The sequence below is a fragment of the Streptomyces sp. V3I8 genome (genome assembly GCF_030817535.1).
Lineage (GTDB): Bacteria > Actinomycetota > Actinomycetes > Streptomycetales > Streptomycetaceae > Streptomyces.
Map to the genome: position 1 here is coordinate 5,971,116 of NZ_JAUSZL010000002.1, position 21,394 is coordinate 5,992,509.

At 68.8% G+C, this 21,394-nt stretch carries 17 protein-coding genes and 1 pseudogene; 9 read left to right on the forward strand and 9 right to left on the reverse strand.

Features of this window, described 5'->3' with window-relative positions; translation table 11 throughout:
• The first annotated feature begins 201 nt into the window (after positions 1–201).
• The 6 genes and pseudogenes from QFZ75_RS26485 to QFZ75_RS26515 all read left to right on the forward strand — a co-directional run bounded on the left by QFZ75_RS26485 (position 202) and on the right by QFZ75_RS26515 (position 5,913).
• Positions 202–2,019: a long-chain fatty acid--CoA ligase gene (locus tag QFZ75_RS26485; RefSeq protein ID WP_307540777.1), complete on the forward strand. Its 1,818-nt coding sequence runs from the start codon at positions 202–204 to the stop codon at positions 2,017–2,019.
• 37 nt (positions 2,020–2,056) lie between these two features.
• Positions 2,057–2,677, forward strand: a complete 621-nt coding sequence (locus QFZ75_RS26490; protein WP_307540778.1) for a TetR/AcrR family transcriptional regulator — start codon at positions 2,057–2,059, stop codon at positions 2,675–2,677.
• Between the two features lie 70 nt (positions 2,678–2,747).
• Positions 2,748–3,890 carry an acyl-CoA dehydrogenase family protein gene (locus QFZ75_RS26495; protein WP_307540780.1) on the forward strand — a complete coding sequence of 381 codons (1,143 nt, stop codon included), beginning with the start codon at positions 2,748–2,750 and terminating at the stop codon, positions 3,888–3,890.
• A 9-nt stretch (positions 3,891–3,899) separates the two neighbouring features.
• Positions 3,900–4,880, forward strand: coding sequence for a nitronate monooxygenase family protein (locus QFZ75_RS26500; protein WP_307540782.1), 981 nt, complete (start codon positions 3,900–3,902; stop codon positions 4,878–4,880).
• Positions 4,881–4,903: 23 nt separating this feature from the next.
• Positions 4,904–5,122 (forward strand): annotated as a pseudogene (locus QFZ75_RS26505) (XdhC family protein); the annotation flags it as partial.
• A 161-nt stretch (positions 5,123–5,283) separates the two neighbouring features.
• Positions 5,284–5,913: a hypothetical protein gene (locus QFZ75_RS26515; RefSeq protein ID WP_307540784.1), complete on the forward strand. Its 630-nt coding sequence runs from the start codon at positions 5,284–5,286 to the stop codon at positions 5,911–5,913.
• A 256-nt stretch (positions 5,914–6,169) separates the two neighbouring features.
• Here QFZ75_RS26515 and QFZ75_RS26520 read toward each other — a convergent pair whose 3' ends face one another.
• Entirely contained in the window at positions 6,170–6,916 is a 747-nt protein-coding gene (locus tag QFZ75_RS26520) for an intradiol ring-cleavage dioxygenase (protein ID WP_307540785.1), read from the reverse strand.
• Positions 6,917–7,172: 256 nt separating this feature from the next.
• Here QFZ75_RS26520 and QFZ75_RS26525 point away from each other — a divergent pair, with 256 nt between their 5' ends.
• The gene (locus tag QFZ75_RS26525) at positions 7,173–8,171 is read left to right on the forward strand and encodes an arabinan endo-1,5-alpha-L-arabinosidase (RefSeq protein WP_307540786.1); all 999 of its coding nucleotides are present in this window, start codon (positions 7,173–7,175) and stop codon (positions 8,169–8,171) included.
• A complete protein-coding gene (locus QFZ75_RS26530) occupies positions 8,153–9,586 on the forward strand; it encodes a family 43 glycosylhydrolase (RefSeq protein ID WP_307540787.1) in 1,434 nt (477 codons plus the stop codon). Before QFZ75_RS26525 ends, QFZ75_RS26530 begins: the two co-directional genes overlap by 19 nt.
• A gap of 204 nt (positions 9,587–9,790) precedes the next feature.
• Here QFZ75_RS26530 and QFZ75_RS26535 read toward each other — a convergent pair whose 3' ends face one another.
• The 8 genes from QFZ75_RS26535 to QFZ75_RS26570 all read right to left on the reverse strand — a co-directional run bounded on the left by QFZ75_RS26535 (position 9,791) and on the right by QFZ75_RS26570 (position 20,207).
• The gene (locus QFZ75_RS26535; RefSeq protein WP_307540788.1) at positions 9,791–11,422 is read right to left on the reverse strand and encodes a histidinol-phosphate transaminase; all 1,632 of its coding nucleotides are present in this window, start codon (positions 11,420–11,422) and stop codon (positions 9,791–9,793) included.
• A gap of 128 nt (positions 11,423–11,550) precedes the next feature.
• Positions 11,551–12,639, reverse strand: coding sequence for an aldose epimerase family protein (locus tag QFZ75_RS26540; RefSeq protein WP_307540790.1), 1,089 nt, complete (start codon positions 12,637–12,639; stop codon positions 11,551–11,553).
• 65 nt (positions 12,640–12,704) lie between these two features.
• The gene (mmsB, locus tag QFZ75_RS26545; RefSeq protein ID WP_307540791.1) at positions 12,705–13,952 is read right to left on the reverse strand and encodes a multiple monosaccharide ABC transporter permease; all 1,248 of its coding nucleotides are present in this window, start codon (positions 13,950–13,952) and stop codon (positions 12,705–12,707) included.
• Positions 13,953–13,957: 5 nt separating this feature from the next.
• Entirely contained in the window at positions 13,958–15,499 is a 1,542-nt protein-coding gene (gene mmsA, locus QFZ75_RS26550) for a multiple monosaccharide ABC transporter ATP-binding protein (RefSeq protein ID WP_307540793.1), read from the reverse strand.
• 33 nt (positions 15,500–15,532) lie between these two features.
• Positions 15,533–16,648 carry a multiple monosaccharide ABC transporter substrate-binding protein gene (gene chvE, locus QFZ75_RS26555; protein ID WP_307540795.1) on the reverse strand — a complete coding sequence of 372 codons (1,116 nt, stop codon included), beginning with the start codon at positions 16,646–16,648 and terminating at the stop codon, positions 15,533–15,535.
• A 133-nt stretch (positions 16,649–16,781) separates the two neighbouring features.
• Positions 16,782–17,750, reverse strand: a complete 969-nt coding sequence (locus tag QFZ75_RS26560; protein ID WP_307540796.1) for a hypothetical protein — start codon at positions 17,748–17,750, stop codon at positions 16,782–16,784.
• A 140-nt stretch (positions 17,751–17,890) separates the two neighbouring features.
• Positions 17,891–18,904 carry a zinc-binding dehydrogenase gene (locus QFZ75_RS26565; RefSeq protein WP_307540797.1) on the reverse strand — a complete coding sequence of 338 codons (1,014 nt, stop codon included), beginning with the start codon at positions 18,902–18,904 and terminating at the stop codon, positions 17,891–17,893.
• A 142-nt stretch (positions 18,905–19,046) separates the two neighbouring features.
• The gene (locus tag QFZ75_RS26570) at positions 19,047–20,207 is read right to left on the reverse strand and encodes a mandelate racemase/muconate lactonizing enzyme family protein (protein ID WP_307540798.1); all 1,161 of its coding nucleotides are present in this window, start codon (positions 20,205–20,207) and stop codon (positions 19,047–19,049) included.
• A 302-nt stretch (positions 20,208–20,509) separates the two neighbouring features.
• On the opposite strand from QFZ75_RS26570, the gene QFZ75_RS26575 reads away from it, so the two are divergent.
• Entirely contained in the window at positions 20,510–21,277 is a 768-nt protein-coding gene (locus QFZ75_RS26575) for a hypothetical protein (RefSeq protein WP_307540799.1), read from the forward strand.
• The last annotated feature ends 117 nt before the right edge of the window (positions 21,278–21,394 follow it).

Below are 21,394 nucleotides of genomic sequence, written 5' to 3' on the forward strand. Positions count from 1 at the left end.
ACAAGTAAGAGGCTCTGTTGGCTATGCGTCAATAGACTGCGCAGACATCAAAAAGCATGTCTGGCAGGCTAGTTGTCGGAATGTGTGCGGCTCGTTCGGACGATTGATGTCGCCTGCTGTCTTATCTGTTGACTCAAAGCCAAGAGCGGTTCACTGTGGGGACCGCCCAGGAATCCGCTCACGTGATGGAGGGAGCCCGCCGTGGCCACAGCAGAGCAGCTGCACGAGTCCGTCGAGGGGCTGACGATCCCCGCACTGCTGCGTCGCAACGCCCAGCGGTTCGCCGGACGTCCGGCGCTGACCACCGGTATCGGTCCGGATGCCGGAACGCTGTCGTGGTCCCAGTTGCGCGCGGAGGTCGCCGCTCTCACCCGCGGACTCACCGCCCTCGGACTCGAACGGGGCGACCACATGCTCGTCGCGATGTCCAAGCGGGCCGAGCACTGGGTCACCGACCTGGCCGCGATCCACGTCGGCGCCCTGCCGTGCAGCACGTACGACACGCTGAGCACCGAACAGATCGGAGCCGTGGCCCGGCACAGCGCGGCCACCGTCCTCGTCCTGGAGGGCAAGGAGCAGCTGGACCGTTGGCAGCCGATCCTGGAGGATCAGCCGAATCTGCGCGCCGTCGTCGTCCTCGACCGGGACGCCGCGCCGCCGGACGACCCGCGTTTCGTCAGCTATGCCGCCGTGCGCGGCGCGGTACCGCCCGACGACACCGCCTTCGAGGCGCTCACGGACGCCGTCACCCCCGACCAGCCGCTGGCCCTGGTGTACACCTCGGGCACGACCGGTGACCCGAAGGGCGTGGTGCTCTCGCACCGCAACGTGATCCACGAGTCCCGGATGCAGGACCACCTCGTCCCCGTCCCGGAGCACCCGAGGTCGGTCGCGTACCTGCCGATGGCGCACATCGCCGAGCGGGTGCTCGGGATCTACATGCCGATCTGCAACGCGGGCCACGTCACGATATGCCCGGAGCCCGACCAGCTCCTGTCCGCACTGCTCACGGTGCGCCCGCAGGGCTTCTTCGGAGTCCCCAGGGTGTGGGAGAAGCTCGCAGCCGGCCTGGAGGCGAGGCTGGCGACACTTGACGAACAGCAGAGGGAGGCGGTGGCGCAGGCCCAGAAGATCGCTCTTGAGGTGTATCGCCTTCGTTCCGAGGGCAAGGACATACCGGCCGAGCTCGCCGAGCCGCTGGAGCAGCTCGACGAGCAGGTGACGAGGCCCCTGCGAAAGGCCGTCGGACTCGAAGACTGCCGCAGGGCCTTCAGCGGCGCGGCCCCGATTCCCACCGCGGTCCTGGAGTTCCTGGCGAGCGTGGGACTGCCGGTGTACGAGGTGTGGGGACTGAGCGAGACCACCGGCGCGGCGACGGTCAGCACACCCGAGGTGTTCGCGCTCGGCTCGGTCGGCCGGGCCGGACCGGGCATCGAGGTGCGGGAAGCCGCTGACGGTGAACTCTTCGTCCGCGGCCCTGTCGTGTTCCTCGGTTACCTGCAGGCCGACGGCCGCATCGAGAGCGCGACCGACGCCGAGGGCTGGCTGCCCACCGGCGACGTCGGAACGGTCGACTCACGGGGGCTGGTCACCCTCACCGACCGCAAGAAAGAAATCATCATCACCGACGCCGGCAAGAACATCGCCCCGACCAGGATCGAAAGCCTGCTGCGGGCGCACCCACTGGTCGGTCAGGCCGTCGCGATCGGTGACCGGCGGCGCTACGTCACCGCCCTTCTGGTGCTCGACGAGGACATGGCTCCGATCTGGGCCAAGGCCAACGGCATCGACGAGTGCGACCTGGACGCGCTGACCCGCGACCCGGTGGTGCTGTCGGCCCTGGACGAAGCGGTCGCCGAGGCCAACGCGGTGCTCTCCCGCGCGGAGCAGGTGAAGAAGCACCTTGTCCTGGCCGGTCCCTGGACCGTCGAGAGCGGCGAGCTGACGCCCAAACTGAGCTTGCGGCGCCGTGTCATCGACGAACTGCACGCCGCCGCGATCGAGTCGATGTACACGTAGGACGGACACGCCGCGACCACGAAGGAGAAATGATCACATGGGCGTTCAGCGTGAGGCTCAGCGACGCCGAATGGAGCCGGACGCCCGGCGCGCCGAGATACTCGGCGTCGCACGCAGACTGTTCGGCGCCAACAGCTACACCACGGTGTCCATCGCGGACATCGCCGCCGAGGCGGGTGTGGCGCGTGCCCTGGTCAGCCACTACTTCGGCAGCAAACGGCAGCTCTACCTGGAGGTCGTCCGGCAGATGATGGTCGTCCCGGCCTCCGTCTCCGAGCGGCTCCCTTTGACCACGGCCGAGGAGCGTGTGTCGATCTGCGTCGACCGCTGGCTCGAAGTCGTGGAACGCAACCGGGAGATGTGGCTGTCCGCGATCGGCCTGGAAGCGCTGGGCAACGATCCGGAGATCGACCAGATCATGCTCGAAGCCGACGAGATCGCCACCGACCGTGTTCTCGAGGCGGCGATGATGGCGGACGTCACCGAGGGCCGGCAGAAGCTCCGGGCGATGGTCCGCGCCCACAGCAGCATGCTGAAGGCTGCCTCCCGCGAATGGCTGGTGCGCGGCACCCTCAGCCGCAGCGACCTGCACGTGATGCTGACCCGCACCGTGCTGCACCTGGTCGAAACGGTCTTCCCCGCCCTGCGCGACGAGTGAGAACACCTCTACGGCAGCACACCCTTACGGCGAAGCATCTTCACGGCCCTTGCCGAAGAAAGAGAGCGTCATGCCCCGAGTCCTGTCAGACGAACGTCGTGATCTGGTCAAGACGATCGCCGACTTCTGCCGTCGCGAGTGCGGAACGAAGGAGCAGCGCGACAAACTGACCGCCAACGGCCAGGAACAGCACAACCAGAAGCTGTACGAGAAGATGGCCGCGCTGGGCTGGCTCGGCATCGCGATCCCGGAGGAGTACGGAGGCGCGGGGCAGGGGATGACGGACCTCTGCCTGTTCCTCCAGAAAACCTCCTACGGACTGGCGCCCATCAGCGGCTTCGGGACGACTGTCATCTCGGCCGCGGCCTACGAGAAGTTCGGCACCGAGGAGCAGAAGCGGACCGTCCTCGAAGGTGTGGTCAAGGGCCGGGTCGAGGCCGTCTCGATGTCGGAACCCGGCGCCGGCTCCGACGTGGGCGCCCTGACCTGCCGCGCGGAACGCACCGACGGCGGTTACCTCGTCAACGGACAGAAGACCTGGTGTTCCAACGCGCACTTCGCCGACCACATCCTGCTCATCGCGCGCACGGAGCAGGGCGGGTCCAAGCACCATGGCCTGACCCAGTTCATGCTGCCGACCGATGCCGAGGGCCTCCAGATCAGGGGCATCGACACCATGGGAGGCAAGGACGTCAACGACCTCTATCTCACCGACTGCTTCGTACCCGACTCCGCGGTCGTCGGTACCCCCGGACAGGGATGGGCCCAGCTCATGGCCGGGCTGAACCTGGAACGGATGATCCTCGCCGCCCTGATGCTGGGCGTCGCGCAGCGGGCGTTCGACGACACCCTCACCTATGTGCGTCAGCGGGAACAGTTCGGCAGGCCCATCGGCTCCTTCCAGGCGCTCAAGCACCGGATCGCGGACATGGCCACCGAACTCGAATGCGCGCAGCTGCTGCTCGACGACGTGGCCACCGCGATCGATGCCGAACCCGGCCGCGTGTTCGCACGGGAGGCGTCCATGGCCAAGCTCAAATGCACCGAACTCGCCAAGCACGTGGCCCTGGAGGGCATGCAGATGATGGGCGGTTACGGCTACGCCACGGAATACGGCATGGAAGCCCTGCTCCGGTCGACCGTCGTCTCCACGGTGTACGGCGGAACCAGCGAGATCCAGCGGGAGATCATCGGCAAGACCTACGGGCTGTAGGTGATGGCGATGCTGACCACACGGTTCTGTGAGACATTCGGCGTGGAACACCCCATTGTCCAGGGCGGCATGCAGTGGGTGGGGCGGGCGGAACTCGTCGCCGCGGTCGCCGACGCCGGTGCGCTCGGATTTCTGACGGCCCTCACCCAGCCGACACCGGAGGCGCTCGTCGGGGAGATCGCGCGCTGCCGGGAACTGACCGACAAGCCGTTCGGCGTCAACCTGACGATTCTGCCCTCGATCAACCCGCCGCCGTACGACGAGTACCGGCGGGCGATCATCGAATCCGGTGTGCAGGTCGTGGAGACCGCAGGCTTCAGCCCCGAGGAACACCTGCCGGAGTTCCGGGCGCACGGCGTGAAGGTCCTGCACAAGTGCACGAGTGTCCGGCACGCGGTGAAGGCGGAGAAGATGGGCGTCGACGCTGTGAGCATCGACGGATTCGAGTGCGCCGGCCACCCCGGTGAGGACGACGTTCCCGGTCTGGTCCTCATTCCCGCCGTGACGCGTCGTCTGTCCGTCCCGGTGATCGCCTCCGGCGGTTTCACGGACGGGCGGGGACTGGTCGCGGCGCTGGCGCTGGGTGCCGAGGGGATCACCATGGGCACGCGGTTCCTGTGCACCGTCGAGTCCCCGGTGCACCAGCGCGTCAAGGAGCAGATCGTCGCCGGCAGCGAACTGGCCACCGAGCTGATCTTCCGGTCTCTGCGCAACACCGCCCGCGTGGCGAGCAACTCCGTCAGCCGGAAGGTCGTCGACATACTCGGCGCCGGGGGCGAGTTCGCCGACGTACGGGACCTGGTCGCCGGTGTCCGCGGGCGCAAGGTGTTCGAGGACGGCGATCTGGAAGCCGGTATCTGGAGCGTCGGCATGGGCCAGGGCCTCATCGACGACATCCCGACCGTCCGGGACGTCGTACGGCGCATCGTGGCGGAGGCCGAAGACCTGATCAGCGGGAGGCTGGCCGCCGCCACCCGCCGCGATCACTGACCATCCGTCACGAAGGCGCGCGGATGCTGAACATCGCGCAGGAACTGCACCGCTGGATGGCACAGGGGCGCGATGCCGCGGTGGCCACCGTGGCGGCCGTCAGCGGCAGCGCACCCCGCCTGCCCGGCGCCGCACTCGCCGTGGACGCAGGGGGCACGGTGATCGGGTCGGTCTCCGGCGGTTTCATGCTCGCGCGGGGCCTTGAGCAGGCCGGGGCCCAGGCCCGCCCTCTCGCCGGACGAGGCTTCACCCACCCGAAGTCCCGGCGGATCCTCCGCCGGAGCCGCTGCAGCCCGAACCGCACGACGGACATCGCCGCCACAGTCCTCACCCTGGAGAGACAACGCTGAAAGGCTCAGTAAAAGGAGAGGCCATCGCATCTGCGGACAACGACAATGGCACCGTGCTGATCATGGATGCTGTCGTGGAGACCTACGACATCGCGGAGTTCGGACCAGGGCCCACCGCTACCCCGCACGCAGACCACCTCCTGGCCCTCTCGGGTCAGATGTCACCGGGGGAAGTCGGAACGGCGATGGCGGTCTTGGCCGGCTACCACCACGACGATCCCGCCAATCCGGTCTCGGGCGCCGAGGCGGGCATCCGGTCCATCGAGAACCTGCTGAACGTCGATCTCGTCACAGCGCCCGGTGGAATCCTCCTGAAAGACACCGCGACCGGCGTGGCGATCGCCCCTGGGTGCTGCTTCGGCCTGGAGAACTGGCGCGACTGGCTCGGCCTCATGAACGCCGAAGACGTCTGGCTCGGGCATGGCACCACCACACGCGTTGAGCACCTGGCAACCCTCGTAAAGGTGTGGCCCGGCACGGACCCACCAGCAGAAATTCCCATAGACATTCCACTGGCCGAGCTGCCGGCCCTTGTCCGAACCGTGCACGACCGGCTCAACGGCTTCCTCGCCCTCGTGGGCCCATGGGCTCACCACCACGCTCCCACGCTGGCGCCTGCGCTGATCGCCAAGCTCGGTGAAGACCTGAACATCGACGGTCCTCTGGAGGGCTTCCAGCGCTGAAACCCTCCGGCATCCGGATGCAGTCCTTGCGCTTCTTCCGGCGGTCGGCGGTCGGCGGTCGTCACGTCGCTGTCGACGGGGGAGAAGTAAGGTGCGGCACCGCGGGCGGCCACGCCGTCCGGACCCGTTGGGATGCGGTTGGCTCCAGGTACGGATGGTGGACGCCCGCGGCATGCACGTCCTCGGCCGCGGCAGGCGGTGCCGGGTCCTCACCGCGAGCCCGGCGTGGGGCCGGCCGCGGGCGAGGAGCGGCCGGTCAGCTCGTTTCGACGCCCAGGGTGAGCGAGCCCGCGTAGCCGGCCGTCGTCGAGCTGCCCAGTGCCGTCAGGGTCAGCAGGCCCGAGGCCGCGCCGCCGTCGTCGTAGATGCCGTCCTGCGCGAGCGTCGTGCGGGTCACCGTGTTGGCCGCGTACACGGGCACCCTCGCCACCCTCGCGGTGACGGTCTCGTTGAAGAACAGCTGCCCGGTGTGGAGCTCCTGGCCGCCCTCGAAGGAGCCGTCGGCGGTCAGGGTGACGTCGGTGTGCACCTTGACGTGGATGTGGACGCAGCGCCCCCGGTACCAGCCGGGGTAGACGCTGGTGATCCGCGCGACGCCGTCGGAGCCCGTCAGGACCCCGCCGCGCAGGAACCTGCCGTTGTCCGGCTCGTCGTGGCCGTTCCCGCCGACGAACCCGCTGTACTCGCCGAGTGCGTCGCAGTGCCAGAGCTCCACCAGCGCGTCCGCGAGCGGGGCACAGGTGTCGTCGTCGACGACGGTGAGCGTGAGCTTCAGCGGAATGCCGGTCTTGTCCTCGTGGATGTCGGCGCGGACCAGCTGTCCGTCCAGGTAGTAGGGGCCTTCGGTCATCTCCTTCGTGAGGGTGCAGACGGCCGCGGCGGCTGCCGGGACCTGGTCGGCGGCGGTGGGGGAGTCCTGGACCGTGGCGCCCACGGTCAGCGTCGCCGCGGTGGCGCCCGTGGCGATGAGCAGGGTTCGTCGTCCGATCGAGTTGTCTGTCATGAACACGGCACCTTAGGAACGGAACCTGTCGGGACGCTGTGGATCGGGCAAAGTGACGGTGCGTCAAGTCGCTTGTGAGCCACCCGCCTCACCGAAAAACTTTCGACGTTTACCGGGGTGCGAGGTGCTGCGCGAACCGTTGACGCGCACGGGGTTCGATCCTACGGTCCCGTTCGAAGTCATGACCAACGTCCGTCATTTCGAACGGGCGTCGACCCCGGCTCCCCCCACTCACCCCATCCGTAGGAGTATCCGCGTGAGCCGCACCCCCGGCAGGACCCCCGGCAGGACCCGCAGGACCCGCAGGACAGCACTCCTCGCACTCCCCGCGGCGATCCTGCTCGCCCTCGTCCCCACCACCGCCTCCGCGTACCCGAACCCGGGCACCGTCACCGGCTCGACCGTCGTCCACGACCCCACGATGATCCGCACCTCGTCCGGCCAGTACCTGCTGTACGCCACCGGCGGCGGCCTCGGCCACAAGACGTCGGCCAACCGGATCGCCTTCAGCGCCGGTTCCGACGCCTTCGGCACCAAGCCGGGCTGGTGGTCGTCGTACGCGACCGAGGCCTGGGCGCCCGACATCTCGTACCAGGGCGGCAAGTACCTGATGTACTACGCCGTCTCGACCTTCGGCTCGAACAGGTCGGCCATCGGACTGGCCGCCTCGACGACCGGACTGCCGGGCTCCTGGAGCGACTACGGGACGGTCTACACGTCCACCACCTCCAGCGACTACAACGCCATCGACCCGAACCTCTTCGTCGACGGCGACGGCAAGTGGTGGCTGTCCTTCGGCAGTTGGTGGACCGGGCTGAAGATGATCCAGATCAACCCGTCGACCGGCAAGCAGCTCTCCTCGAACACCACGCGCTACTCGATCGCGTCCCGCCCGACCGGCACCAAGGCCGTGGAGGCGCCGTCCGTCGTCAAGCGCAACGGCTACTACTACCTGTTCGCCTCGTACGACACCTGCTGCGCCGGCACCGGTTCCACGTACAAGGTCAAGGTCGGCCGGGCCACCAGCGTCACCGGACCGTACTACGACAAGAGCGGTGTCTCCCTGATGAACAACGGCGGCACCCCCGTGCTGGAGTCGCACGGCCGCTACATCGGGCCCGGCGGTCAGTCGATCATGGCGGACTCGGACGGCGACCTGATCGTCTACCACTACTACGACGGCCAGGACAACGGCACTCCCAAACTCGGCATCAACCTCCTGAACTGGAGCAGCGGATGGCCCGTCGCCTACTGACCCTGCTGGCCGCGCTGCTGCTCGCCCTGTCGCTGGGGCAGTCCTCGGCGAGCGCGGCCACTTTCACCAACCCGGTCAAGTCGGTGAAGGGCGCCGACCCCTGGATCTCGTACCACGACGGCAACTACTACCTGGTGACGACGAGTTGGACCGACGTCATCACGATGAGGAAGTCACCGACCCTGGGCGGGCTCGCGACCGCGCCCAGCGTGCAGGTGTGGAAGGGCGACGCGGCCTCGCGCTGCTGCAACATCTGGGCGCCCGAGCTCCACCACTCCGGCGGCAAGTGGTACCTGTACTTCGTGGCCGGGCAGAACGTCTCCGACTACAACCCGACCCAGCGCACCCACGTCCTGGAGAGTTCCGGCTCCGACCCGCTGGGCCCGTACACGTACAAGAACCAGCTGAACAGTGCCTGGATGCTGGATCCGAGCGTGCTGAACGTGAACGGGCAGCTGTATCTGCTGGGCAGCGCGAGCGGGGGTACGCAGAACCTCGTCATCGCGCCCCTGGCCAACCCGTACACGCTCAGCGGATCCTTCTCGACGATCTCCACGCCGACGTACGACTGGGAGAAGTCGGGCGGGACGGTGAACGAGGGGCCCGAAGTGCTCCAGCGGAACGGGGTCACGCGGATCGTCTACTCCGCGAGCGGGTGCTGGACGCCCGACTACAAGCTCGGGCAGCTGACCCTGACCGGGTCCAACCCGCTCTCCGCGTCGTCCTGGACGAAGAAGTCCACGCCGGTCTTCCAGCGCAACGACGGCGCGGGGGTGTACGGGCCCGGGCACAACGGGTTCTTCACCTCACCGGACGGGTCGGAGAGCTGGATCGTCTACCACGCCAACGACAGCGCGGGTGACGGCTGCGACAACGGGCGGACGACCCGGGCGCAGAAGTTCACCTGGAACTCCGACGGGTCGCCGAACCTGGGGACACCGGTGGCGCTCGGGGCGGGGCTGGCGGGGCCGTCCGGGGAGCCGTCGGGCACCTCGACGACGTACACGCTCACCAACCGCAACAGCGGCAAGTGCCTTGAGGTGGCCGGGGGTTCGACCGCCGACGGGGGCAACGTCCAGCAGTACGCCTGCAACGGCGGGAACCACCAGAAGTGGCGGGTGGAGGACCGGGGCGACGACACCAGCCGGCTGGTGAACGTCGGGTCCGGGAAGGTGCTGGACACGGCCGACTGCTCCACCGCCGACGGGGCCGACCTGCGGCAGTGGGCGTGGCTCGACAACACCTGCCAGCGGTTCCGGTTCCTGGCCACGAGCGGGGGGTACGTACGGGTGGTCAACCAGGCCAGCGGGAAGGTCGCGGACGTGGCCGACTGCTCCGCGGCCGACGGGGCCGACGTCCGGCAGTGGACGTGGCTGGACAACACCTGCCAGCAGTGGCGCTTCAATCCGGCCTGAGCCCCGGCCCCTCGGGGACGCGGGGAACTGCGCGAACGGCCCCCACCGGGCCGCGGCCGACGAACGACGCACGCGGTCGGCTGCGGCCCGGTGGGGGCCGGTGGGGGCCGGGGTAAAAGATTGCGCAGTTCCCCGCGCCCCTGAAAACCGTTCCCCGCGCCCCTGAAAACCGTCCCCCGCGCCCGGGCCTTCCAGGGGCCCGGGTCAGCCGGCGCGGCCCGGGGCGCCTGCTGTCGGCCAGTTCGTGCCGGACGCGCCCGGGGTGTTCGGCCATCCTCCGGCCGGCTGGGGCGGCGGTGGCGGGAAACCCTGCGGCTGGCCCTGCGCGGTCACCGCGGTCAGCCCGTCCGGCATCCCCGTCGTGCCGCGCGCCTGCGCGGCGGTCATCGGCTGCGGCTGTCCGACCATCCCGTTCGCCGCGGCGACCACCGGCTGCGGCATCGGCATCGGTACCGGCATGGGCACCGGCTGCGGTACCGGCTGAGGTACCGGCTGAGGCAACTGCTGCTGCTGCTGTTGTCGTTGTTGCTGTTGCGGCTGACCCATCATCGAGCCCGCGCCCGCCCCCGCGGTGAGCGGCTGCGGTTGTCCGACCATCCCGTTCGCCGCTCCCGCGAGCCCCGGATACCCGTGCCCGTTGGTCGAACCGACGAGCCGGTCGACGGCCGCCGTACCCGAGCTGTAGCTGGTCCCTGTGCTCAGCTCGGGCACGACGGCGCCCCTCCTGACGGTCCCGTAGAGCACCGACTCCAGGCCGGACACCAGGCGTTGGACGTCCGCCTGGGGGCGCACCACGAGCCGCAGGAAGCGACTGGACGAACCGATCTTGTTGCCGCACTCGCGGACCAGGATCCGGTGCTCGGTGAGCAGCCGGTCCCGCACCACGGTCCCCTCGGCGCCCACGGGCAGGCGTACGAAGAGGAAGTTCCCCTGCGAGGGGTAGACGGTGAGGCCGGGCAGCGTGGACAACTGGCGCGCCATGTCGAGCCGGTCGCGGCGCACCATGTGCAGGCTCTCCACGTACTCGGCCCCGTAGTCCTTGAGCATGAAGACCACGGTCTCCGCGAAGGCGTTCAGGTTCCACTTCGGCAGCATCGAGCGGATCCGGCCCGCCAGGCCGGGGTTGGCCACCATGTAGCCGAACCGCACGCCGTGCAGCCCGAAGTTCTTGCCGAGGCTGCGCAGCACGATGACGTTGGGCCGCATCACCGCCTCCTCGACGATGCTCGGCTCGCTCTCCGCGTCGGCGAACTCCAGGAACGACTCGTCGATGACGATCAGGTCGAGGTCGGCGAGCGCGTCGCAGAAGGCCAGGACCGTCTGCTTGGGCAGGAAGCCGCCGTCGGGGTTGTTCGGGTTGCAGATGACGGCCGCGCGGGTGCCCCGGGAGCGGATGAACTGGATGTACTGCGCCGGGTCGAGGGCGAAGCCGTTGCTCTCCTGGAGCGGGAACATGTCGACGCGCTTGCCGGTCTCCAGCGGCTGGTCGGTCCAGCGGCCGAAGGTGGGGACGGGGATGGCGAGGGACTCCCGGACCAGCAGGTGGTCGATCCAGGTGATCAGCTCCGTCGAGCCGTTGCCCATCGCCACGCACTGGGGCGGCAGTTGGAGCAGATTGCACAGTTCCGCGGTGATCGTGTCCGCGCTGCTCGGGTAGTACGTGATGATGTCGCGCAGCCGAGTGGTCAGCTCGTCCATCATCCTGGGCGAGGGAAAGTACGGATTGCACGGGATGCAGAAGTCCACCGGACCCGCCTCCCCGCTCTCGCGTGCCAGCGCGGCCATCGAGGGGCTGTGCGCGCCGGTGCGGAACAGCGAGGTGACATTGTCGGCCATGGACCCTCCGTCCTTGAGGGGCGGCCCGGGCGGGGATACGCGGGCCGTCCCTAAGTACGGGCGGCTGTGTGTCTCTGTTCAACGGCTGTGAACGGATGTGCAAGTTGTGAACCGGCTGTGAAGACCGGTTACAAGTTGAACGAATGGATCGTCGTCGACCGGTACGTCCCGCCCGGCCTGAGCACGGTCGAGGGGAACTCCGGGCGGTTCGGCGAGTCGGGGAAGTGCTGGGTCTCCAGGCAGACCGCGTCGCCCTGCCGGTAGGCCCGGCCGCCGGGGCCGACGAGGGTGCCGTCCAGGAAGTTCCCGGTGTACAGCTGCACGCCCGGCTCGGTCGTGGCGATTTTCAGGGTGCGTCCGGAGACCGGCTCCCGCAGGGTCGCGAAGTGCTCGGGCCGCTCCGTGAGCCCCTTGTCGAGGACCATGTTGTGGTCGATGCCCTTGGCGTGCAGGAGCTGCGGGTCCGAGCGCCGCAGCTCCGCCCCGACCGGCTTCAGATGTCGGAAGTCGAAGGGGGTGCCCTCGACCCCGGCGAGTTCGCCGGTCGGCACGAGCCCGGCGTCGACCGGTGTGTAGCGGGACGCGGCGATCATCAGCTCGTGGTCGTGGACGGAGCCCGCGCCCTCGCCGGCCAGGTTCCAGTACACGTGGCTGGTGAGGTTGACGACGGTGGCCCGGTCGGTGGTCGCCTCGTAGTCGATCCGCCAGTCGCCCTGCCCGGTGAGGGTGTAGGTGACCTTCACCCGCAGGGTGCCGGGGTAGCCCATCTCGCCGTCGGGGCTGGTGCGGCGCAGCACGAGGCCGACGTCGGAGCCGGACGCGAACTCCGCCACGTCCCAGACCCCCCGGTCGAAGCCCTCGGGCCCGCCGTGCAGGTGGTGGCCGCCGTCGTTCACGGGCAGCCGGTGGTCCTCGCCGTCGAGCGTGAACCGGCCCCCGGCGATCCGGTTGCCGTACCGGCCGATGATCGCGCCGAAGTACGGACTGGACGCCTCGTACGCCTCGACGCTGTCGAAGCCGAGCGAGATGCCGGCGTATCTGCCGCGGCGGTCGGGGAGTTCCAGGGACTGGACGATACCGCCGTACGACAGGACCCTCAGCCGCGTGCCGCCGTTCTCCAGCGACCAGCGGTGGACCTTCGTTCCGTCGGCGAGTTCGCCAAAAAGTTCTTTCACCGGTTCCTGTCTTCCCGAGGCGTGGCGGTTCCTGTCGTGCACATCTTGTCGTGCACAAAGAAAATGGGGCCCCGTGGACCGTACGTCCACGGGGCCCCACCTGCACGTTACGAACCGACCTTGCGCTTGTTCCAGACGTCGAAGCCGACCGCCGCGAGCAGCACCAGGCCCTTGATGACCTGCTGCCAGTCACTGCCGACACCGACCAGGTTCATGCCGTTGTTGAGCACACCGAGGACGACACCACCGATGATCGCGCCGAGGACCGTGCCCACGCCGCCGCTCATCGACGCGCCGCCGATGAACGACGCGGCGATCGCCTCGAGTTCGAAGTTCACACCGGCCTTCGGCGAGGCCGCGTTGAAGCGGGCCGCGAAGACCAGGCCGGCCAGCGCCGCGAGCATGCCCATGTTGAGGAAGACCAGGAAGGTGACCTTCTTGTCCCGCACGCCGGACAGCTTCGCCGCGGGCAGGTTGCCGCCGATCGCGTAGATGTGGCGGCCGATGACGGCGTTGCGCATCACATAGCCGAAGCCCACGACGAGGACGCCGAGGATGATCAGCACCACCGGGGCGCCCTTGTAGCTGGCGAGCATCATCGTCACCGTGAGCACGGCGGCGACCAGGGCGATGATCTTCAGCAGGAACAGCTTGAAGGGCGGCACCTCGAGCGCGAACTCCTGCTGCCGCCTGCGGTCACGCACCTCCTGCAGCACGATGAACGCGATCACCGCGAAGCCGAGCAGCAGCGTGAGGTTGTGGTAGTTCGTGTCCGGGCCGACCTCGGGGAGGAAGCCGTTGGAGACCTTCTGCAGACCCTCGGGGAACGGGCCGAGCGTCTGGCCCTCCAGGAAGATCTCCGTCAGACCGCGGAAGGTCAGCATGCCCGCGAGGGTCACGATGAAGGACGGTATGCCGAGGTACGCGATGAAGAACCCCTGCGCGGCTCCCGCGGCGGCGCCCAGGAGCAGGCACAGCACCACGGCCAGTGGCCAGGGGGTGTCGTGCTTGACCATCAGCACGGCCGCCACCGCCCCCACGAAGGCGGTGAGCGAACCGACCGACAGGTCGATGTGGCCCGCGATGATGACGAGCATCATGCCGATCGCGAGGATCAGGATGTAGCTGTTCTGCAGGACCAGGTTGGAGACGTTGCGCGGCAGCAGCAGGTCGCCGTCCGTCCACACCGCGAACAGCACCACGATCAGGCCCAGCGCGATCAGCATGCCGTACTGCCGCATGTTGCGGCGCATGCCGTCCACCATCAGCTGCAGCAGGCCGTCGCCGCCGCCTGTCGAGCCGCCCTTGCCGGCGGGTGCCGGAGCCGGGGACTTGGCGGTCACATTCGTGCTCATCGGTCTTACCTCTTGTCCTTCGTCATCTGGCGCATCAGCACTTCCTGCGTGGCCTCGGCCCGCTGGACCTCACCGGTCAGCCGCCCGGCGGACATCGTGTAGATGCGGTCGCACATTCCGAGCAGTTCGGGCAGCTCGGAGGAGATGAAGACGACCGCCTTGCCCTCGGCGGCCAGTTTGTCGATGACCGTGTAGATCTCGAACTTGGCGCCCACGTCGATGCCGCGGGTCGGCTCGTCCAGGATCAGCACGTCGGGCCCCGCGAAGATCCACTTGCTGAGGACGACCTTCTGCTGGTTGCCGCCCGACAGCTTGCCCACCGGCTCGAAGACGGTCGGCGCCTTGATGTTCATCGACTTGCGGAAGCCCTCGGCGACCTGTCGCTCCGCGTGCTCGTCGACCACACCGCCCTTGGCCACCTTGCCCAGCGCGCTGAGCGAGATGTTCCGGTTGATGGTGTCGATGAGGTTGAGGCCGTAGTGCTTGCGGTCCTCGGTCACGTACGCGATGCCGTGCTTGACCGCGTCGGACACGGTCTTCGTACGGATCTCCTTGCCGTCCTTGAGGACGGTGCCGCCCGCGTAGCGGCCGTAGGTGCGCCCGAAGACGCTCATCGCCAGTTCGGTGCGGCCGGCGCCCATGAGCCCGGCGATACCGACGATCTCCCCGCGGCGCACCTGGATCGACACGTCGTCGACCACCTTGCGCTGCTGGTCGATGGGGTGGTGCACGGTCCAGTTGCGGATCTCCAGCGCCGGGGCCGCGCCCACCTCGGTGTCGTGCGGGGTGCGCTCCGGGAAGCGGTGGTCGAGGTCGCGCCCGACCATGCCGCTGATGATCCGGTCCTCGGTGGTCTCCGCGGCCTTCACGTCGAGGGTCTCGATGGACCGCCCGTCGCGCAGGATCGTCACCGAGTCCGCGACCGTCTCGATCTCGTTGAGCTTGTGCGAGATGATGATCGAGGTGATGCCCTGGTCCTTGAGCCCCAGGATCAGGTCGAGGAGCTTGCCGCTGTCCTCGTCGTTCAGAGCCGCCGTCGGCTCGTCGAGGATCAGCAGCTTCACCTTCTTCGACAGCGCCTTCGCGATCTCGACGAGCTGCTGCTTGCCCACGCCGATGTCGGCGACGCGGGTGTCGGGGTGCTCGTCCAGACCGACCCGCCGCAGCAGCTCGGTCGCGTGCCGCAGCGTCTCGGTCCAGCTGATGAACCCGCGCGTGGCGTGCTCGTTGCCGAGGAAGATGTTCTCCGCGATGGAGAGGTACGGCACCAGGGCGAGTTCCTGGTGGATGATCACGATGCCGTGCTGCTCGCTCGCCCTGATGTCCTTGAACCTGCAGGACTCACCCTCGAAGAGGATGTCGCCCTCGTAGGTCCCGTGCGGATGGACGCCGGAGAGGACCTTCATGAGGGTCGACTTGCCGGCGCCGTTCTCCCCGCAGATGGCGTGGACCTCGCCGGGCCGGACGCTCAGGGAGACGTCCGACAGCGCCTTGACGCCGGGGAAGGTCTTGACGATCGAGCGCATTTCCAGGACGGGTCCCGCCATGGTCGTGCCTTCCAATCCTTAGAGAACGACGGGTTACTTGAGGTCGCTTTCCTTGATGTAGCCGGAGTCGACGACCGTCGCCTTGTAGTTGCTCTTGTCGACGTTGACCGGCTCCAGCAGGAATGCGGGAACGACCTTCGCGCCGTTGTCGTACGTCTTCGTGTCGTTCGTCTCGGGCTTCTTGTCGTTCAGCACCGCGTCGACCATCTTCGCGGCCACCTCGGCGAGCTTGCGGGTGTCCTTGTAGACCGTCTGCGTCTGCTGGCCGGCGATGATCGACTTGACCGAGGCGACCTCGGCGTCCTGGCCCGTGACGATCGGCAGCGGCTTGCTCTTGGAGCCGTAGTCGTCCGACTTGAGCGCGGACAGGATGCCGATGGAGATGCCGTCGTAGGGCGAGAGCACCGCGTCGACCTTGGCGCTCTTGTACGCCGAGGTCAGCAGGTCGTCCATGCGCTTCTGGGCGGTGCCGCCGTCCCAGCGCAGGGTGGTGACCTGGTTGAGCTTCGTCTGGCCCGACTTGACGACCAGCTGCTTCTTGTCGATGTACGGCTGCAGGGCGTTCATCGCGCCCTTGAAGAAGTACTGGGTGTTGTTGTCGTCGTTCGAGCCGGCGAAGAGCTCGACGTTGAACGGGCCCTTCTTGGAGCCGTCCTTCAGGCCGAGCTTCTCGACGATGTAGCCGCCCTGGAGCTCGCCGACCTTCTCGTTGTCGAACGACGCGTAGTAGTCGACGTTCGGCGAGTTGAGGATCAGGCGGTCGTAGGAGATGACCGGGATGTCGGCGTCCTTGGCCTGCTGGAGAACGTTGTCGAGCGACTTGTTGTCGATCGCCGCGATGATCAGCGCGGAGACACCCTGCGTGATCATGTTCTCGATCTGCGAGACCTGGGTGTCGGGGTCGTCCTCACCGAAGGCCAGCTTGGTCTTGTAACCGGCCGCCTTCAGGTTCTTCTCGACGTTGGCGCCGTCGGCGATCCAGCGCTCGGAGGACTTCGTCGGCATCGCGATGCCGACGGTCGACCCCTTCTTCGACTCTCCCTTGCTGCTCTCACTGCCGCCGTCACTGTCCTGCCCGCAGGCGGAGAGGGTGAGGGCGAGGGAGGCTGCCGCGGCTATGGCGGAGAGGGCTGCCTTGCGATTGCGCATGATCATCATCCTTGATGCTCTGACGGGGCTCGGTGTTCAGTTGTGAGGACGTGGAGCGAGGAACGACCGAGAAGATGTGTGTGGGATTGTGTTCGGCCGCGTCGTCTTTTGTGAAGGGGGTGTGCCCGGAACGTTATGAGGGAATGTCAAACCGTTGGAGTGTTCCCGGCAGCCGCGAGCCGAGCGGCGCCATGTCGCCGTCCGCCCCGTGCCGCGCCAGCAGGTCGAGCGCGAGCCGGCCGCGCCGCACCCTCTCCCGTGCCGTCGACAGCGTCAGGTCCCTCAGGTGGTGCCCGTACGGGTAGATCCCGGGCGCCTTGGACAGGCCGAACTTCAGGTACAGCGGTGCGCCGCGCCTGATCAGCTCGGCGACCTCGTACATGCGCACGTAGCCGCCGAGATCGTCGGGAGCCTCGATGTACATGTCCATGGGGGCGGCGCTGACCCTGCGGATCTCCGTCAGATGGTCCAGCGTGAGGTCGCTGGGCACGTTGACGGAGTCTCCGCCGAGCTGCTCGTACACGGCGTACGCGGCCGGGTTGACCGGACCGATGAGCGCCGAGACCTTGAGCGTGGTGTCGGCCGGGATGATCCCGGCGACACGGGCCCTGTGCAGGGTCCACAGCACGCCCTCGTCCGCCACGAGGAGGCACTTTACGCCCAACTCCGTTGCCCGTAGGGCGTCTTCCAGACAGCCCGCCACCGCATCGTGACCCCGGGCCCGGGTGCCGCCGCCGCGGGAGTCGGTACGGGTCGAGCCGCCGATGTCCCACGTGCCGCGCGGACCGGTGAAGAGGCAGAGCTCGATGTCGCGCTCGGCGGTGGCCTCGACCATCTCGGTGATCTCGGCGTCGGTCAGCATCCAGACACCGCTGCCCTGGCTGATCCGGTGGATCGGCACGTCGAGCCGCGAGGACTCCTTCAGGACCACGGCCAGCGCCTCGGGCCCCTCGCACGAGGGGATCTCGGTGCGCCAGCGGCCGCCTCCCGGGAAGGTGTGCGGGGAGGCGTCGGCGGGGGACAGGGCGGGCGCGCCCAGGCCGAGCGCGGCGAGCGCCTGCTCGCCGGGTCGACGGGCCGCTCTGGGAGAAGCGTCGGTCACGGGCTTTCCTTAACTCTGGCAAAGTATGCGTTCGACATGTCGGACATGGTTCGTGTCGGTGGATGTACGCCGGTACGGAGCGTCAGGTCTCCGTACCGGCGCACGGATCTGGGGGCGGTGTCCGGTGCCGCTGCGGGCGCCTACGGCCGCAGCAGCACCTTGCCGACCTTCGGATCGCCCGAACCGACCAGCTCGATGGCGTGGGCGAACTCGTCCAACGGCAGTTCGTGCGTGACCAGCGGCAGCGGGTCCAGGAGACCGGCGCCGAAGACCCGTACCGTGTGCGCCCAGGCCTCCGGGGGCGCCCCGAACACGGTGTGCACCTCCAGCTGCCGCACGACGAGGTCGGTGGGGTCCAGTCCCTCGGCGCCCGCCGCCGGGATGCCCGTGAGCACGAGCCGCCCGCCGCGCCGCAGCAGGGCGGCCGCGGTGGTCGCGGCGGTCGCCGAACCGGCGGTCTCGATCACCACGTCGAAGTCGTCGGGCAGTTCCTGGTCCCGGGTGCGGAAGTCGGTGGCCCCGAAGGTCCGCGACAGCTCCTCGCGGTCCGGACGGGTGCCCACCACCAGCAGCTCCGAGGGCGAACCCGCCTTCAGGAACTGCACGGCGAACATGCCGAGCGTGCCGGTGCCGACGACCGCCACCCGCTCACCGGGCCGCGCGTCCGCCTTGAGCGCCGCCGCCGCGACGCAGGCCGCCGGCTCCAGGAGCGCCGCCGCCGTCAGGTCGGCGTCGTCGGGCAGCACGTGCAGCAGCCGGGCGGGCAGCGTGAGCGTGCCGGCCATGGCGCCGGGCTGCGTGAAGCCCGTCTCCTCGTAGCCGGCCGTGCACAGCGTCGTCTCGCCCTCGTGGCAGCGGTCGCAGACCTGGCAGTTGCGGAACCCCTCGCCCACCACCTTGCGGCCCACCAGGCCCCGCGGGACCCCGGCGCCGACCGCCTCCACCGTGCCGGACCACTCGTGGCCCGGCGTCAGCGGGTAACGGACGTACCCCTCGGGCCGGTTGCCCTGGTACACCTCGCGGTCGCTGCCGCAAATCCCGCTCGCGTGGACCCGTACGAGCGCCTCGCCGGCGGCGGGCGCCGTGGGCTCGTGCGGGGCCAGCCGGTGCTCGCCCGGTCCCTCGATGACGACGGCCTGGCTGGGGGCGCTCATGACTGCTCCGGGGCGGTGGGGCGTGGCGGGGTCGCGGAGGAGCGGTGTCCCCTCCGGTCCGCCGCGGCACGCGACCACGGCGGCGTTCGGCGGCGCTGCACAGCCTGCCACAGCCCGCCGGGCAACTCGGTGGCGGGCGCCGTCACTTGGTGGAGCCCTTCGGCTTGCGCCGCTCCCAGCCGTCCGCCCACAGGTCGAAGCGGGCCTGCTGCTGCGGGAACTCGGCCGCCGCGTCCGTGTCCAGCTCGACGCCCAGCCCCGGCTCGTGCGACAGCTCGAAGTAGCCGTCGACGACCTGCGGGGCGCCCTTCACGACCTTCTTGATGTCGGCGTCCGCGAAGTCGTTGAAGTGTTCGAGGATCTTGAAGTTCGGCGAGGTGAAGCCGACCTGGAGGGAGGCCGCGGTGAGGACCGGCCCGCCCACGTTGTGCGGCGCCACCAGCATGTAGTGCGTCTCGGCGGTCGCGGCCAGCTTCCGGGTCTCCCAGATGCCGCCGATGTGGCCGACATCCGGCTGGATGATGTCCACGGCCTGGCTCTCGAAGAGCTCGCGGAACTCGATGCGGTCGTGGATGCGCTCACCGGTCGCGACCGGCATGTCGACCCTGGCCGCCACCTTCTCCAGCGCCTTCAGGTTCTCCGGCGGGACCGGCTCCTCCAGCCAGGCCGGCTTGAAGGGGGCGAGGTCGCGCGCGAGCCGGATCGCGGTGGCCGGCGAGAAGCGGCCGTGCATCTCCAGCATCAGCTCGGTCTCCGGGCCGATCGCGTCCCGGACCGCCTCGATCAGCGAGACCGCGTACAGCGACTGCTGGTGGTCCAGCTCGAAGTGGCCCGTCCCGAACGGGTCGATCTTCAGGGCCTTGTACCCGCGCTCGACGACCGCCTGCGCCGCCTTGTGGTACGCCTCCGGGGTGCGCTCGGTGGTGTACCAGCCGTTCGCGTACGCCTTCACGCGGTCGGTGACCTTGCCGCCCAGCAGCTGCCACACGGGCACGCCGAGGGCCTTGCCCTTGATGTCCCAGCACGCCATCTCGATCACGGCGATGCCGGACATGACGATCTCGCCGGCCCGCCCGTAGTCGCCGTACTTCATACGCTTGACGAGGTCCTCGACAGCGAACGGGTCGGAACCGAGAATGTGATTGGCCTGCGCCTCCCGCAGATAGCCGATCAGCGCGTCGGTGTGGCCCAGCATGCGGGTCTCACCGATTCCGGTGATGCCCTCGTCGGTGTGCACCTGGACATAGGTCAGGTTGCGCCACGGCGTCCCGACCACGTGTGTGCTGATTCCGGTGATGCGCACGGAGAATGCCCCTTGTCGTGCTCTGCGGCTGCTTTACGGCGGTGTTCTGGACTGCTCTGTTCCGAACTGCTCGTGCTGTTCGATATTTCGTCACACGTTCGAAATGCTGGCCAGACAGTAAGGACGGGGCGGCGTACGTGTCAATGGGTGGAGCACATAACGGTTTCGGCGCGATGACGGGGATAAGGCGGCGAATGGCCCGTCCTGTCCTCAACCGCCCAAGCGGAACGCCGTGTTCAGCACAGAACTTTCACAGCTGTGCCTGGGACCGTGACCTCCGCGGAGTTTAGTCTTCCGGCGTCATGGACTACTGCCACCCGTGCCACCGGCACCTCAATGGCGCCCTTGCTTGCCCGGGGTGCGGTACATCGGCCGAAGCGTGCCGGAAGTACGCGGCCTCGCTCTCCGGCCCGGACCGGGAGGACGCCGGCGAGCGCGACGATCTCGCGGACGAGGACGAGAAGGAGGGGCCGGCGGGTGGCGGGCGGCGGTCCCGGCGCCGGGGGAGCGGCTCGGGCCGCGCGAACCGGCGCGACCGGAAGGCCGCGCTGCACCGGCGGCGGCGCAGGCGGGTGCTGCTCGTGGGCACGGGGCTGCTGCTCGCGGCCGGCGGGCTGAGTCTGGCCGAGCTGGGCATCGAGGCGCCGTTCTCCCTGCCGAGCGCTTCGTCGGACGAGAAGGCGTCGTCCGGGTCCTCGGCGTCGGCGGACGGCTCGTCGTCGAAGTCGTCGGACGGCTCGGGCGCGGGCTCGTCCTCGGAGGCCTCGCCGTCGGCCTCGGAGTCGAAGAAGGCGGCCGGGTCGAAGGACGGCAAGAAGGACAAGGACAAGGGCGAGGACGAGGACTCCGAGGATGCCGGGGACTCGGCCTCGCCGGACGCGCCGTCCCCGACGGTGTCGCCCACGGCGTCGTCCCCGGCGGGTGGCTCCGCGCCGCCGGACGCCCCGGACGACTCCGCGGCCCCGGGCACCTCCGACCCGGACCCGGACCCCACGACGGAGGCGCCGGACGACGACCCGGACCCCACCCCGTCCGAGACGTGCGACCGCTTCTTGTGGTGGTGCTCGTAGTCTGCGGTTCGCCGCGGGTTCGGGGTGCCTGAGGCCGATGCGTCCGGTGCCGGCCGGTGAGGGCTGATCGCGCAGTTCCCCGCGCCCCTGAAAGCCTGCCGTGCCCTTCAGGGGCGC

Excerpts from the sequence above, each read along its gene's own strand:
- QFZ75_RS26490 (WP_307540778.1), top strand. The coding sequence starts at position 2,057 with ATGGGCGTTCAGCGTGAGGCTCAGCGACGCCGAATGGAGCCGGACGCC.
- QFZ75_RS26495 (WP_307540780.1), top strand. The coding sequence starts at position 2,748 with ATGCCCCGAGTCCTGTCAGACGAACGTCGTGATCTGGTCAAGACGATC.
- QFZ75_RS26500 (WP_307540782.1), top strand. The coding sequence starts at position 3,900 with ATGCTGACCACACGGTTCTGTGAGACATTCGGCGTGGAACACCCCATT.
- QFZ75_RS26520 (WP_307540785.1), bottom strand. The coding sequence starts at position 6,916 with ATGACAGACAACTCGATCGGACGACGAACCCTGCTCATCGCCACGGGC.
- QFZ75_RS26530 (WP_307540787.1), top strand. The coding sequence starts at position 8,153 with ATGGCCCGTCGCCTACTGACCCTGCTGGCCGCGCTGCTGCTCGCCCTG.
- QFZ75_RS26535 (WP_307540788.1), bottom strand. The coding sequence starts at position 11,422 with ATGGCCGACAATGTCACCTCGCTGTTCCGCACCGGCGCGCACAGCCCC.
- mmsB (WP_307540791.1), bottom strand. The coding sequence starts at position 13,952 with ATGAGCACGAATGTGACCGCCAAGTCCCCGGCTCCGGCACCCGCCGGC.
- mmsA (WP_307540793.1), bottom strand. The coding sequence starts at position 15,499 with ATGGCGGGACCCGTCCTGGAAATGCGCTCGATCGTCAAGACCTTCCCC.
- chvE (WP_307540795.1), bottom strand. The coding sequence starts at position 16,648 with ATGCGCAATCGCAAGGCAGCCCTCTCCGCCATAGCCGCGGCAGCCTCC.
- QFZ75_RS26565 (WP_307540797.1), bottom strand. The coding sequence starts at position 18,904 with ATGAGCGCCCCCAGCCAGGCCGTCGTCATCGAGGGACCGGGCGAGCAC.
- QFZ75_RS26575 (WP_307540799.1), top strand. The coding sequence starts at position 20,510 with ATGGACTACTGCCACCCGTGCCACCGGCACCTCAATGGCGCCCTTGCT.